Annotated in this window: 17 protein-coding genes; 15 read left to right on the top strand and 2 right to left on the bottom strand. The window is 59.8% G+C overall.

Annotation, left to right across the window (positions count from 1 at the left end; genetic code table 11):
- Positions 1-11: 11 nt before the first annotated feature.
- Both H2Z33_RS09705 and tusA read right to left on the bottom strand, forming a co-directional pair.
- Positions 12-983 carry a TRAP transporter substrate-binding protein gene (locus H2Z33_RS09705; protein ID WP_045328567.1) on the bottom strand — a complete coding sequence of 324 codons (972 nt, stop codon included), beginning with the start codon at positions 981-983 and terminating at the stop codon, positions 12-14.
- Positions 984-1216: 233 nt separating this feature from the next.
- On the bottom strand, positions 1217-1459 hold the full coding sequence (gene tusA, locus H2Z33_RS09700) for a sulfurtransferase TusA (protein ID WP_000130627.1): 243 nt from the start codon (positions 1457-1459) through the stop codon (positions 1217-1219).
- A 169-nt stretch (positions 1460-1628) separates the two neighbouring features.
- Here tusA and H2Z33_RS09695 point away from each other — a divergent pair, with 169 nt between their 5' ends.
- The 15 genes from H2Z33_RS09695 (at position 1629) to H2Z33_RS09625 (ending at position 14092) form a co-directional block, all read left to right on the top strand.
- Entirely contained in the window at positions 1629-2294 is a 666-nt protein-coding gene (locus H2Z33_RS09695; protein WP_003861274.1) for a 7-cyano-7-deazaguanine/7-aminomethyl-7-deazaguanine transporter, read from the top strand.
- Positions 2295-2366: 72 nt separating this feature from the next.
- Entirely contained in the window at positions 2367-2924 is a 558-nt protein-coding gene (locus H2Z33_RS09690; RefSeq protein WP_003861272.1) for a DcrB family lipoprotein, read from the top strand.
- A gap of 135 nt (positions 2925-3059) precedes the next feature.
- Complete coding sequence (locus H2Z33_RS09685) at positions 3060-4109, top strand: AI-2E family transporter (RefSeq protein WP_003861270.1); 1050 nt, start codon at positions 3060-3062, stop codon at positions 4107-4109.
- A 125-nt stretch (positions 4110-4234) separates the two neighbouring features.
- On the top strand, positions 4235-4957 hold the full coding sequence (locus tag H2Z33_RS09680; RefSeq protein WP_017384119.1) for a beta-ketoacyl synthase chain length factor: 723 nt from the start codon (positions 4235-4237) through the stop codon (positions 4955-4957).
- Positions 4954-5769: a lysophospholipid acyltransferase family protein gene (locus H2Z33_RS09675; protein WP_047736885.1), complete on the top strand. Its 816-nt coding sequence runs from the start codon at positions 4954-4956 to the stop codon at positions 5767-5769. The genes H2Z33_RS09680 and H2Z33_RS09675 overlap by 4 nt, the downstream gene beginning before the upstream one ends.
- A complete protein-coding gene (locus tag H2Z33_RS09670) occupies positions 5750-6007 on the top strand; it encodes a phosphopantetheine-binding protein (RefSeq protein ID WP_003861263.1) in 258 nt (85 codons plus the stop codon). Before H2Z33_RS09675 ends, H2Z33_RS09670 begins: the two co-directional genes overlap by 20 nt.
- Positions 6008-6018: 11 nt before the next feature.
- Entirely contained in the window at positions 6019-6270 is a 252-nt protein-coding gene (locus tag H2Z33_RS09665; RefSeq protein ID WP_003861262.1) for an acyl carrier protein, read from the top strand.
- Positions 6242-6841 (top strand): hypothetical protein, encoded by a 600-nt coding sequence (locus tag H2Z33_RS09660; protein WP_017693837.1) that lies wholly within the window; start codon positions 6242-6244, stop codon positions 6839-6841. Before H2Z33_RS09665 ends, H2Z33_RS09660 begins: the two co-directional genes overlap by 29 nt.
- Positions 6834-8180, top strand: coding sequence for an AMP-binding protein (locus tag H2Z33_RS09655; protein WP_047740737.1), 1347 nt, complete (start codon positions 6834-6836; stop codon positions 8178-8180). Before H2Z33_RS09660 ends, H2Z33_RS09655 begins: the two co-directional genes overlap by 8 nt.
- Positions 8167-8517 (top strand): hydroxymyristoyl-ACP dehydratase, encoded by a 351-nt coding sequence (locus tag H2Z33_RS09650; RefSeq protein WP_033488080.1) that lies wholly within the window; start codon positions 8167-8169, stop codon positions 8515-8517. Before H2Z33_RS09655 ends, H2Z33_RS09650 begins: the two co-directional genes overlap by 14 nt.
- The gene (locus tag H2Z33_RS09645; RefSeq protein WP_063135394.1) at positions 8508-10199 is read left to right on the top strand and encodes a glycosyltransferase family 2 protein; all 1692 of its coding nucleotides are present in this window, start codon (positions 8508-8510) and stop codon (positions 10197-10199) included. Before H2Z33_RS09650 ends, H2Z33_RS09645 begins: the two co-directional genes overlap by 10 nt.
- 3 nt (positions 10200-10202) lie before the next feature.
- Entirely contained in the window at positions 10203-10625 is a 423-nt protein-coding gene (locus H2Z33_RS09640) for an acyl-CoA thioesterase (protein WP_006812302.1), read from the top strand.
- Positions 10622-11227, top strand: coding sequence for an outer membrane lipoprotein carrier protein LolA (locus tag H2Z33_RS09635; RefSeq protein ID WP_023295558.1), 606 nt, complete (start codon positions 10622-10624; stop codon positions 11225-11227). Before H2Z33_RS09640 ends, H2Z33_RS09635 begins: the two co-directional genes overlap by 4 nt.
- On the top strand, positions 11196-13517 hold the full coding sequence (locus H2Z33_RS09630) for an MMPL family transporter (protein ID WP_063135395.1): 2322 nt from the start codon (positions 11196-11198) through the stop codon (positions 13515-13517). The genes H2Z33_RS09635 and H2Z33_RS09630 overlap by 32 nt, the downstream gene beginning before the upstream one ends.
- Positions 13514-14092: a DUF3261 domain-containing protein gene (locus tag H2Z33_RS09625; RefSeq protein ID WP_023295560.1), complete on the top strand. Its 579-nt coding sequence runs from the start codon at positions 13514-13516 to the stop codon at positions 14090-14092. The genes H2Z33_RS09630 and H2Z33_RS09625 overlap by 4 nt, the downstream gene beginning before the upstream one ends.

Genomic DNA, 14092 nt, shown 5'->3' with positions numbered 1-14092 from the left:
CGTACTCCGGTTTACTGGACGTCAGCGATGGCTTTCATCAGATCCTGATGCTTATCGCCATACTGCGCGCGCACCGGCTCTGTCGCCTTGATAAACACCGTTTTATCGATGTCGTGGAACTGCACCCCGCCGGCCTTCATTTTCGCCAGCGCCTGGTCGTTATACGCATTCCACAGCTTGCGCTGCTCGAACTGCGCTTCGCGGGCCAGCACCAGGATCTTTTGCTGTTCGTCAGCGCTGAGCTTGTCCCATTTCACTTTGGAATAGAGCAGCATTTCCGGGGTGATGAAGTGGCCGCTCAGCGTGTAGTTTTTGGCGACCGGCATATAGTTGTGGGCGATAAAGGTTGGCGGGTTGTTCTCCGCGCCGTCGATCACCCCGGTCTGCATGCCGCTGTAAACCTCGCTGACGCCCATCGCCACCGAGTTCGCCCCCATCGCTTTCAGCGTGGCCAGCGCCACCGGGCTGCCCTGCACGCGGATTTTCTTCCCTTTCAGATCGTCCGGTTTGACGATCGGCTCTTTGGTGATCAGGTTACGGGTGCCGGAATCCATCCAGCCAAGGAAGACCAGACGCGATTTCGGGTTGGCGGTGAGTTTGTCGCCGATCTGCTTGCCGATATCCCCGTCGATCACCTTGTGCATGTGGTCTTCATCGCGGAATACGTAGGGCAGCGTAAACACTTCGATATCCGGCAGAATGGCAGCCACCGGCGCCATAGAGACGCGGATCATGTCGATCGCCCCCATCTGCGCCTGCTCAATCATCTGCTTTTCATCCCCCAGCACGCCGCCGGGGAAGACCTTAATCTCCAGCTTGCCATCGGTTTGTTGTTTGAGTTTTTCACCCATGTGCTGAACCGCCACCACGTTCGGGTAGCCTTCGGGATGCACATCGGCGGCTTTGATGGTCTGGGCAGAAACGGAGCAGGCAAAAGCAGACAGGCACAGCGCGGCCAGTAACGGCTTGAGGGTCGTTTTCATTGAGTCAACTCCAGGGTAGTGAGATAAGCGTTAAAACGATGTTTTAGTTTTTGACGCTTAAAAATTAGACTACGGCTGGAAAAGGGAGGGTGAAGCGCCTCACAAAAGCGCGAAATTTTGAAACGATGGTTCGAAATTGTGATGGTTACTTGTCGGGTGGCGGCTGCGCCTTACCCGACCTACTACACCCGTAGGCCCGTGCAAGCGAAGCGCCGCCGGGCATCAGGCCGCACTTACCCCTTACGAATCAAATACCGGTACGGCAAGGTCTCGGTTTGCTGCGCCACCAGTTCATGTTCCATAAAGGTACAAAAGCCGGGGATATCACGGGTGGTAGCCGGGTCATCGGCGACGATCAGCAGCGTTTCGCCACTCTGCATGTTACGGACGGTTTTACGCACCATCATTACCGGCTCCGGGCAACGGAGGCCCTGAGCATCAAGCGTGTGGTCTGGGCTGGAAAACAGGTCGGTCATTTTCTTCTCGTTCAGGTAAAAACGGCTGTAGTTTACGCCCCGCTATCGCCAATGCAAACCAGGTTAACGATTGCGTGAAAATTAGCCATTGCAAAGTGTCGTCAAAGCAGTATCATGCGGCGGCTTTATTGGGTTCCCTCACCCCAAATATTAATCAAAAAGGTACAATATGAACTCCTTTACACAATCGCAGCGCGTCAAGGCGTTGTTCTGGCTTTCGCTATTTCATCTGCTGGTGATCATCTCCAGTAACTATCTGGTACAGCTCCCCATCTCCATTTTTGGTTTCCATACCACCTGGGGCGCGTTCAGTTTCCCGTTTATTTTCCTTGCGACGGATTTAACCGTGCGTATTTTTGGCGCACCGCTGGCGCGGCGGATTATTTTTGCGGTGATGATCCCGGCACTGTTTGTCTCCTACGCCATCTCCTCGCTGTTTTACATGGGCAGCTGGCAGGGCTTCGAAGCGCTGACGCACTTCAACCTGTTCGTCGCGCGTATTGCCACCGCCAGCTTTATGGCTTATGCCCTGGGGCAGATCCTCGATGTCCACGTGTTTAACCGCCTGCGTCAAAACCATCGCTGGTGGATGGCACCAACGGCCTCCACGCTGTTCGGTAACGTGAGCGATACGCTGGCCTTCTTCTTCATCGCCTTCTGGCGCAGCCCGGACGCCTTCATGGCAGAACACTGGATGGAAATCGCTCTGGTGGACTACGCCTTTAAGGTGCTTATCAGCCTGGTCTTCTTCCTGCCGATGTACGGCGTACTGTTGAATATGCTGCTGAAAAGGCTGGCAGATAAATCTGAAATCTCCGCATTGCAGGCAGGTTAAGGGTTCGCTTTATCAGTTGTGATAAGATGAACGAATGAGCCGTTATGGCCGTTTATCGAAAGGAAGAAGTCAATGCGCAATCTGGTTAAATATGTCGGGATTGGCCTGCTGGTTGTTGGCCTTGCAGCCTGTGATAACAGCGACACCAAAACGCCTGCTCAGGGCGCGTCAGCAGAAAGCAACGCCACTGGTCAGCCGGTGAGCCTGATGGATGGCAAACTCAGTTTCTCTCTGCCCGCGGACATGACCGACCAGAGCGGTAAGCTGGGCACCCAGGCGAACAATATGCACGTCTATTCCGATGCCACCGGCCAAAAAGCGGTGATTGTGATCGTCGGTGACGATACCAGCGAAGATCTTGGCGTGCTGGCTAAACGCCTGGAAGATCAGCAGCGCAGCCGCGACCCGCAGCTTCAGGTGGTCACCAACAAGTCTGTTGAACTGAAAGGCCACACGCTGCAACAGCTGGACAGCATCATCTCTGCCAAAGGCCAGACCGCCTACTCCTCCGTGGTGCTCGGCAAGGTGGACAATAAACTGCTGACCATGCAGATCACCCTGCCGGCAGACAATCAGCAGAAAGCGCAGACCGCCGCTGAAAATATCATTAACACCCTCGTGATCCAGTAATCGTTCACCAGGATGCAGTGGCCTCCGTCGCTTGCGCCGGGGGCCATTTTTTTGCCACGACTTTCAGACTAACACGCCAGACGAAGCCCATCCGGCGCACTACAATTAACACGCCCCCCGGAAAAAGGAATTCTTATGACTGCCAGCCCGCCCGACAAAGCCGGACTTCATATTTTATTAAAACTTGCCTGCCTGGTGGTTATCCTTGCGGGTATCCACGCGGCGGCGGATATCATTGTTCAGCTTCTGCTGGCGCTGTTTTTCGCCATTGTGCTCAACCCGCTGGTGACATGGTTTTTACGCCGGGGCATCAGCCGCCCGGTCGCGATTACCATTGTGGTGATGGTGATGCTGGTTGTCCTGACGGCGCTGTTCGGCGTGCTCGCCGCCTCGCTGAGCGAATTTTCCACCATGCTGCCGCAGTACAATAAAGAGCTGACGCGCAAGCTGGTCGATCTTCAGCGCATGTTGCCGTTCGTGAATCTGCATATCTCACCGGAACGGATGCTGCGTCGGATGGATTCCGAGAAGGTGATGACCTACGCCACCACGTTGATGACCGGGCTTTCCGGGGCAATGGCCAGCATTCTGCTGCTGGTGATGACGGTGGTGTTTATGTTGTTCGAAGTACGCCACGTGCCGTATAAACTGCGTTTTGCCCTGAACAATCCTCAGATCCACATTGCCGGCTTGCACCGTGCGCTGAAGGGCGTATCCAAATATCTGGCGCTGAAAACGCTGTTAAGCCTGTGGACCGGCGTGATCGTCTGGCTGGGGCTGGTACTGCTGGACGTGCAGTTCGCGCTGATGTGGGGCGTGCTGGCCTTTTTACTAAACTACGTACCCAATATCGGCGCGGTGCTTTCCGCCGTTCCGCCGATGATCCAGGCGTTCCTGTTTAACGGTTTTTATGAGTGCATGCTGGTAGGGGCGCTGTTCCTTGTCGTGCATATGGTGCTGGGTAACATTCTCGAGCCGCGCATGATGGGCCACCGTCTGGGCATGTCGACGATGGTGGTGTTTTTATCGTTACTGATCTGGGGATGGCTGCTGGGTCCGGTGGGCATGCTGCTCTCCGTGCCGCTCACCAGCGTCTGTAAAATCTGGATGGAAACCACGAAAGGAGGCAGTAAACTCGCCATTCTTCTGGGTCCGGGTCGGCCAAAAAGCCGTTTGCCGGGATAACCGGGTGGAAAGGGTCAAAAGTGACGTTTATTCGCCAGCGCGACGACAACATTGTACGATGTGCGCAGCAAATCGCGCTGGCGAAGAAAAAGTCACAGAAACAGGTTTATCGCGGACGCGCGTAGATGAAATTTACACTTACCCTTATCGACTGGCAGGCAAGAGCGCCAGGACTCAGCGATGCCGACGAATGGCAGGCATGGTCACGCCGGTCTGACGCCATCGATCCCGCTGCACCGCTGGCGAAACTGACCGATCTGCCGATGATGACCGCCCGCCGCCTGAATTCAGGCAGCAGGCTGGCCGTCGATCTTGGCCTGATGATGCTGCGCAAACACCGCATCGATGCCGTCGTCTACAGCAGCCGTCATGGGGAGCTGGAGCGCAATTTCCGTATTCTCCAGGCCCTGGCGGCAGAACAGCCCGTTTCCCCCACCGATTTTGCCATGTCGGTACACAACTCGGCGGTCGGCAATCTCACTATCGCCGCGCGTCAGCCTGTTGTCTCTTCGTCGGTTTCCGCCGGTATGGATACCTTCCAGCAGAGCTTGTGCGACGTGCTGAGCCTGCTGCATGCGGGCTACTCCCGCGTGTTGCTGGTGGATTTCGACGGTCTGCTGCCTGATTTTTATCACGCCGGGCTGCCGCCGCAGATGCCCGTCTGGCCCTACGCGCTGGCGCTGGTGATTGAGGCGGGAAATACGCTCAGCTGTGAAACGCACGTCAACCGCACGCCTGAAGAGCCCGCGCTGCCGCAAAGCCTCCAGTTCCTGCGCCATTACCTGCGGGACGAGCGCCAGTTTACCCTGCCGGGCGAGCGCCTGCTGTGGCAATGGACGCGCCAATGAGAGGGTTACGTTCCCGCCTCGATCGGGTATGGCGGATGCTGATGACCGGATTGTGCTTCGTCCTGTTCGGCCTCGGCGGGCTGACGCTGTCGCTGGTGTGGTTTAACCTGCTGCTGATTTTCCAGCGCGACCGCACTCAACGTCGCCGCCTGGCACGCCGCACTATTTCTGCCAGTTTTCGCCTGTTCCTCGCGGTGGTACGCGGTGCAGGGGTACTGGATTACCGTTTCAACAACCTGGACGTTCTGCGCGCCGAGCGGGGCTGTCTGGTGATTGCGAATCATCCCTCGCTGCTGGACTACGTTCTGCTGGCGTCGGTGATGAACGAAACCGACTGTCTGGTGAAAAGCGCGTTGCTGCGTAACCCGTTCGTCAGCGGCGTGATCCGCGCGGCTGACTATCTGATTAACAGCGAAGCCGACACGCTGCTTGCCGCAAGCCAGCAGCGTCTGGCCCAGGGCGATACCCTGCTTATCTTCCCTGAAGGCACCCGCACCCGGGTGGGGGAAGCCATGACCCTGCAACGTGGGGCGGCGAATATCGCCGTTCGCTGCAACAGCGCCGTGCGCGTGGTGGTGATCCACTGTAGCGAACGGATGCTTGATAAACAGAGCAGCTGGTATAACGTGCCCCCCAACAAACCTGTTTTCACCGTGGATGTTCGCGAACGCATCAACATTCATGATTTTTATGATGCGAGTCAGCACGAACCCGCGCTGGCAGCAAGGCAGTTAAACCGGCATATGCAGCATCAGTTAATAACCGGTCTTCAATCTTTGTCAGGAACGAAAGATGCAAGCGCTCTATCTTGAAATTAAGAATCTCATTATCTCTACGCTGAATCTGGAAGAACTTACCCCAGAGGATATTGATACAGACGCCGCGCTCTTTGGCGACGGCCTCGGTCTGGACTCAATCGACGCCCTTGAGCTGGGTCTGGCGGTAAAAAATCAGTACGGCGTAGTGCTTTCTGCCGAAAGTGACGAGATGCGTCAGCACTTCTATTCCGTTGCCACGCTCGCGGCTTTTATCCATCAACAACGCGCCTGAGAATGACCGCTATGACAGAACAACAAACGATTTATCAGGAAGTCTCTGCGCTTCTTATTACGCTGTTTGAAATCGCCCCGGAGGATATTACCCCTGAGGCACGTCTTTACGAGGATCTGGATCTCGACAGCATTGATGCCGTCGATATGGTGGTGCACCTGCAAAAGAAAACGGGCCATAAAATCAAGCCCGAAACCTTCAAAGCGGTGCGCACGGTGCAGGACGTCGTGGACGTTGTGGAACAGCTTCAGCGCGACGCGTAACGTGCGTTCGATTCCAGTTCTTCCCGCCCTGACGGGGCTGATGCTGCTGGCATGGCCGTTTTTGATCGGCTTCGGGCTGGCGAATAATAGCCTGCACGGGATACTGCCCGTGATGGCGCTGGTGCTGCTGTTGCGCGTCTGCCAGGCCCGTCGGCAGGGCGGCCCCCTGCGTTATCTGTTCGTGAGCGTGGCGCTGGCTGGCATAGCGCTTTGCGCGGCGAGCTACGTCCTGCACGCTCACCAGTGGGTGCTGTTATATCCGGTGGTGGTGAATCTGGTGATGCTGGTGGTGTTTGGCGGTTCGCTGTGGACGGCAATGCCTGTCGTTGAACGGCTGGCGCGCCTGCGTGAACCGGATCTCTCCCCCGTCGGGGTACGTTACACGCGCCGGGTTACCCAGGTCTGGTGCGGCTTTTTTATTATCAACGGGGCGATCGCGCTGTTTACCGTATTACACGCCGATATCCGTCTGTGGACGCTGTGGAATGGGATGATTGCCTATCTCCTGATGGGCACGCTGATGGCTGGCGAGTGGCTGGTGCGACAACGGGTGATGAAAAACGATGCTTAACCCTCTTCCGCTTAGCCAGTGGCTCAGTGCGCCCCGCCCTGACAACACCCCTGTCGCCTGGCAGGACGACCGCCTCTGGACGCTTGGCGATCTGCGCCACGACGTCACTCAGCTGGTCGACACGCTGCGTCGTGAAGATGGCGAACGCTGGGCGTTGTGCATCGAAAACGGTTATCTGTTTATTGTCGCGCTGCTGGCGACGCTGCATGCGGGTAAAACGCCGGTCCTCCCCGGGCACAGCCGGGCGGCGCAGCTTAACGAACAGCGGGCGCTGTTCAGCGGCGTCCTGAGCGACACCACGCTCGATTTTCAGGGGCGACAGCTGCGGGTGGCTTCCGCGCAGCGGGCAGGCCATCCCTTTTCACCGCTGCCAGCCATCGGTGAGACGCGCACGATCGAGCTTTACACCTCCGGCTCGACCGGCACGCCGCAGCGGGTAAGTAAGCCGGTGGTCAGCCTTGATCGTGAGGCTCGTCTGCTGGCGGCGCATTTTGGCGAGCGCCTGGCGGGCTGTCACGTCGTGGCTTCCGTGGTGCTGCACCACCTGTATGGCCTGACGTTTCGTGTTGTCTTACCCATGGCGCTCGGCCTGCCGCTGCATGCCAGCCTGCTCAACTATGCCGAGCAGCTCTCTGCCCTTCCCGACGATAAACGCTACCTTTTCATCAGCAGTCCGGCGTTTCTCAAGCGGCTGGACGCGTCGCTGACGCCGCCCCCCGTCAACCTGCTCGTCTCCGCCGGCGGCGCGCTGCCCTGGCAGGAGGTCGCCGCGGTTCAGGCCTGGCTCAACGTCTGGCCGGATGAAATATACGGCAGCACGGAAACGGGCGTAATGGCCTGGCGCTACCGTCAGGAGGAAAGCACGCGCTGGCAGCCTTTTCCCGGCGTGACGTTTCACGGCGATCGCGTGACGTCGCCGCTGATCCCCGAGGCGGAGGGAATCGTGCTGGATGATATCCTGCACTTCACGGCTGACGGGCAGTTCAGCCTCGTCGGGCGTCGTGGTCGGGTGGTCAAAATTGAAGATAAGCGCATTTCACTCGATGACATTGAGCACCGCCTGCTGGCGCTGGACGGCATCCGGGAGGCCGCCGCGCTGACGGTGACGCGCGGCGGGCGTCAGGGCATTGGCGTATTGCTGGTGCTGAATGAAGCGGTGCGTCAGCAACACGAACAGAGCAAAACAGCGCAGGAGCTCGCCTGGCGACGCGCCCTTCGCCCCTGGCTTGAACCGGTTGCCGTACCGCGCTACTGGCGGATCGTTGATGAAATCCCGGTCAACAGCATGAACAAGCGCGTGACTGCGCAGCTACAGGAGTTGTTTCATGAAGATCCCTGAAATCGGGCGCCTCCAGCCCGATCCACAGCATCTGGAGATAACCTTTTATCTTGATCCTGACCTGCTCTGGTTTAAGGGACATTTCGCCGTACAGCCGCTGCTGCCGGGCGTGGCGCAGCTGGACTGGGTGATGCATTACGCCGCCGCGCTGGCGTCGGGCTACCGTTTTCACAGTATTCAGAACGTGAAGTTCGCCGCCCCGCTGTTGCCGGAGAACACGGTCACGCTGCTCCTTGCCTGGCAGCCTGAACGCCAGTTGCTGACCTTTAGCTACCAGCGCCATGCGGGTAACCAGCGCCACACCGCCAGTAGCGGGAAGATTCGCTTATGTCAGTAACCTTCCGTCCCTGCGTGCTGATCCCCTGCTACAACCACGGGGCGATGATGGCTTCGGTGCTGGCGCGCCTGGCACCTTTCGATCTGCCCTGTCTGGTGGTGGACGACGGCAGCGATGAAACCACGCGCCGCACGCTTGAAGCGCTGGCGGCGGATCGTCCGCAGATGACACTGCTGCGGCTGGCCGAAAACAGCGGCAAAGGCGCGGCGGTGATGCAGGGGCTGAAAGCCTGCGCCGATCGCGGCTTCACCCACGCCGTTCAGGTGGACGCTGACGGCCAGCACGCTATCGAGGACATTCCCAAACTGCTGGCGCTGGCCGGGCGTCATCCCGATGCGCTCATTTCCGGGCAGCCCGTTTACGATGACTCAATCCCCCGTTCGCGCCTGTACGGGCGCTGGATAACGCACGTCTGGGTCTGGATTGAAACCCTCTCCCTGCAACTGAAAGACAGTATGTGCGGGTTTCGCGTTTACCCGATAGCCCCGGTTCTGCGCCTTGCAGCAACCACGCCGCTCGGCAGGCGAATGGATTTTGATACCGAAGTGATGGTGCGCCTCTACTGGCAGGGCAACACCAGCTATTTTCTGCCCACCCGCGTGACCTATCCGCCGGACGGGGTATCCCATTTTGATGCCCTGAAAGACAACGTGCGCATCTCGTTGATGCATACCCGTCTGTTTCTCGGCATGCTGCCGCGCATTCCTTCCCTGCTGATGCGTCGCCGCTCGCAGCACTGGGCGCAGCAGCAGGAGGTAAAAGGATTATGGGGCATGCGCCTGATGCTGCGCGTCTGGCAGCTGCTGGGGCGAAAGGCGTTTACCGCCCTGCTGTGGCCGGTTACCGCCGTCTACTGGCTGACCGCCCGCTCTGCGCGTCAGGCGTCGCAGCAGTGGCTGGCGCGGGTTAAAACGGTGATGGCACAGCGGCAAATGCCGCAACCCGCGCGGCTTAACAGTTTTTTCCACTTCCTGCGCTTCGGTCATGCCATGCTGAACAAAGTGGCCAGCTGGCGCGGCGAAATGAAACTCCATCGCGATCTGGTCTTTGCGCCAGGCGCGCAGGAGGCGCTGGGGCTCGACGATCCTCAGGGCAAACTGCTGCTCGCGTCGCATCTTGGCGATGTGGAAGCCTGTCGGGCGCTGGCCCAGCGCGAAGGGGCAAAAACCATCAACGCGCTGGTCTTTAGCGACAACGCCAGACGTTTTAAGCAGGTGATGGAGGAGATGGCGCCGCAGGCGGGCATTCACCTGATGCCGGTCACCGACATTGGCCCGGAGACTGCGATCCTCATTAAAGAGAAGCTGGATCGCGGCGAATGGGTGGCGATCGTGGGCGATCGCATCGCCGTCACCCCGCAGCGCGGCGGTAGCTGGCGGGTGATATGGAGCGAATTTATGGGCCAGCCCGCGCCGTTCCCGCAGGGGCCGTTTATCCTGGCGTCCATTTTGCGCTGCCCGGTGGTGCTGATTTTTGCCCTCTGTCAGCAGGGAAAGCTGACCCTGCACTGCGAGCCGTTTGCCGACCCGCTGCTGCTGCCGCGCGGCGAACGCCAGCAGGCGCTACAGCAGACCGTCGACCGCTATGCGCAGCGGCTGGAGCATTACGCGCTCTTGTCGCCGCTCGACTGGTTTAATTTTTTCGATTTCTGGCAGCTGCCAGAGGTCAACGAGAAGGAGTAAAGGGTGCTGACCGATCCCCGCTTTACGGCTGAAGTTGAAATCACCGTTCCGTTCCACGACGTCGATATGATGGGCGTGGTGTGGCACGGCAACTATTTCCGCTACTTTGAGATTGCCCGCGAAGCGCTGCTCAACCAGTTTGATTACGGCTATCGCCAGATGAAAGCGTCCGGCTACGTCTGGCCGGTGGTGGATACCCGAGTGAAATACCGCGACGCGGTGACCTTCGAGCAGCGCATTCGCGTCCGCGCCCACATTGAAGAGGTTGAAAACCGTCTGCGCATCGCCTATCAAATCTTCGACGCGCAAACCGGGAAACGCACCACCACCGGCTACACCATTCAGGTGGCGGTGGAAGAAGCAAGCCGGGAGATGTGCTTTGTCAGCCCGGCCATTCTGTTCGAACGCATGGGGATCGCGCCATGAAATGGATAACGCTACTCGCGCTGCTGGTAAGCCCGCTGGTGAACGCGATCACGCTGGATGAACTGCAACAGCGGTTTGCGGAGCAACCGGTAGTGCGCGCACACTTCGAACAGATCCGCACGATCAAGGATATGCCTCAGCCCCTGCGCTCGCAGGGGGAGATGCTGATCGCCCGTGACAATGGCCTGCTGTGGGATCAAAAAGCGCCGTTCCCGATGACCCTGCTGCTGGATGACAAACGGATGGTGCAGATCGTCAACGGTCAGTCGCCGCAGACCATTACCGCCGACACTAACCCGCAGATGTTCCAGTTCAACCATCTGCTGCGGGCGCTGTTCCAGGCCGACCGCAAGGTGCTGGAAGAGAACTTCCGCGTCGATTTCAAAGACCTGGGCGAAGGCCGCTGGTCGCTGGTGCTGACGCCCGTCACCACGCCGCTGGACAAGATTTTCTCCACCCTTGATTTGAAGGGCGCGATCTATCTGGAATCCATTCGCCTGAACGATAAGCAGGGCGACACGACGGATATCGCCCTCTCCCGCCACCAACTGACGCCCGCCCGCCTGACCGATGCAGAACGCCAGCGCTTTGCCGCACCGTAACGCCCTGCGCCCGGCGCTGCTGTGGGCCGCGGTATGCCTGATCCTGCTGGGCGTGCTGCTGTCGCTGCTGCCCGGCGCGCGGCTGAACAGCAGCGTGCTCGCCATGCTGCCGAAACAGACGCTCGGCGCGATCCCTCCCGCTCTCAACGACGGATTTATGCAGCGCCTCGACCGCCAGCTCATCTGGCTGGTCAGCCCCGGCAAACAGCCGGACCCGCGCGTGGCGCAGCAGTGGTTAACCCTGCTGCAACGCAGCCAGGCGCTGAGTGTCGTAAAAGGTCCGCTGGATGCCGCCGGGCAACAGGCCTGGGGAGATTTCTTCTGGCAACACCGCAATGGCCTGGTCGATCCGGCCACCCGCGCCCGCCTGCAAAACGGCGGTCAAGCACAGGCCCAGTGGATCCTGTCCCAGCTCTACTCCGCCTTTTCCGGCGTGAGCGGCAAGGAGCTGCAAAACGATCCGCTGATGCTGATGCGCGGCGCGCAGCTCGCACTGGCGAAAAACAGCCAGAAGATGCAGCTGATGGACGGCTGGCTGGTGACAAAAGACGCGGCCGGGAACTACTGGTATCTGCTGCACGGCGAGCTGGCGGGCTCGTCGTTTGATATGCAGCAAACCCACCAGTTGGTGACCACCCTTAACGCGTTGCAGCAGACGCTGAAAAGCCAGTATCCACAGGCGCAGCTGCTCTCGCGCGGGACGATGTTCTACAGCGATTACGCCAGCCAGCAGGCTAAAAAAGATATTTCCACGCTTGGCGTCGCCACGGTGCTCGGGGTGATCCTGCTGATTGTGTCGGTGTTTCGCTCCGTGCGTCCGCTGCTGCTGAGCCTGCTCTCCATTGCCATCGGCGCGCTGGCGGGGACGGTCGTGACGCTGCTGCTGTTCGGTGAACTGCACCTGATGACGCTGGTGATGAGCATGAGCATCATCGGCATCTCGGCGGACTATACGATTTACTACCTCACGGAGCGGATGGTGCACGGCGCGGAACACTCGCCCTGGCAAAGCCTGGCGAAAGTACGTAACGCGCTGCTGCTGGCGCTGCTGACCACCGTCGTGGCGTATCTCTTCATGATGCTGGCCCCCTTCCCCGGCATTCGTCAGATGGCGGTGTTCGCCGCCGCAGGGCTGAGCGCCTCGTGCCTGACGGTAATGTTCTGGCATCCGTGGCTGTGCCGGGGCATGCCGGTCCGCCCGGTCCCCCTGAGAGGGATTATGCAGCGCTGGCTGAACGCCTGGCGCGACGGTAAAGCCCTCTCTGTCGGGCTGCCGGTAGCGCTGGCGCTGCTCTCCGCCATCGGGATCGCCAGCCTGCGGGTGGATGACGATATCGCCCGGCTTCAGGCGCTGCCGCAGGACATTCTGGCGCAGGAAAAAACCATCACCGCCCTGACCGGGCAAAATGTCGATCAGAAGTGGTTCGTGGTGTACGGCGCGTCGGCTCAGGAAACGCTGGAGCGGCTGGAGGCGTTTACCCCGGCGCTGGCGCAGGCGCAAAAAGCCGGTGAATTAACCCGCTGGCGCACCCTGCCGCTGAACTCGCTGGCGCGGCAGAACAGCGATCTGCATCTTCTGCGTAACGCCGCGCCGACGGTGATGAAAATGCTGCAAAGCACGGGGCTGAAGACCAGTGAACCGAACCTGAACGCCATGCCTGTCAGCGTGGAAGCGTGGCTCGCCAGCCCGGCCAGCGAGGGCTGGCGTTTGCTGTGGCTGACGCTGCCGGACGGCAAAAGCGGTGTGCTGGTCCCGGTCGATGGCGTCAGAAACAGCGCCGCGCTCGGTGAGCTGGCCGCCCGCCATCCCGGGGTCGTCTGGGTTGACCGTAAGGCCAGCTTCGACAGCCTGTTTGCGCTCTACCGCTCGCTGCTGACGGGGCTGCTGGTCGTGGCGCTGGCGGTGATTGCCTGCGGCGCGATGCTACGCCTCGGCTGGCGAAAAGGGCTGGTGGCGCTGGTGCCGTCCGTGCTGTCGCTGGGCGGCGGGCTGGCGGCGCTGGCCATGACGGGCCATCCGGTGAACCTGTTTTCCCTGCTGGCGCTGGTGCTGGTCCTCGGCATTGGCATTAACTACACGCTGTTTTTCAGCAACCCGCGCGGCACGCCGCTGACCTCCATGCTGGCGATTACCCTCGCCATGATGACTACCCTGCTGACGCTGGGGATGCTGGTGTTCAGCACCACTCAGGCCATCAGCAGCTTTGGCATTGTGCTGGTGAGCGGTATCTTCACCGCGTTCCTGCTCGCCCCGCTGGCGATGCCGTCTAACAAAGAGAACTTACCATGACCCGTTTCATTCGCCTGGCGGCAGTGATGATGGCCCTGTTGCTGGCGGGGTGTAGCCATACGACGAACCGCGATGACGCGCGCCCTCAGGCCTGGCTCCAGCCCGGCACCCGCGTCACGCTGCCCCCGCCGGGCATCACGCCTGCCATCCGCGCGCAGCAGTTGCTTACCGGCAGTTTTAAAGGCCAGACCCAGTCGCTGCTGGTGATGCTGAACGCCGACGGAGATAAAGTGACGCTTGCCGGCCTCTCCTCCGTCGGGATCCGCCTGTTCCTCGCCACCTACGACAACACCGGGATCCACACCGAGCAGTCGGTTGTGATGCCGCAGCTGCCGCCCGCCAGCCAGGTGCTGGCCGACGTGATGCTGAGCCACTGGCCGCTCAGCGCCTGGCAGCCGCAGTTGCCGAAAGGCTGGACGCTGAACGATACTGACACCAGACGCGAACTGCGCAACCCCGAGGGCAAACTGGTCACGGAAATTGTCTACCTGAACCGTAACGGCAGGCGCGAACCGATTAGCATTGTGCAGCACGCTTTTCACTACCACATCACCATTCAATATCTGGGTGACTGA

This window comes from Enterobacter sp. YSU, from assembly GCF_016082135.1.
Taxonomy (GTDB): Bacteria; Pseudomonadota; Gammaproteobacteria; order Enterobacterales; family Enterobacteriaceae; genus Enterobacter; species Enterobacter hormaechei_C.
The sequence above is the reverse complement of the archived record's forward strand: the minus strand, read 5'-3'. Positions and strand labels throughout refer to the sequence as shown.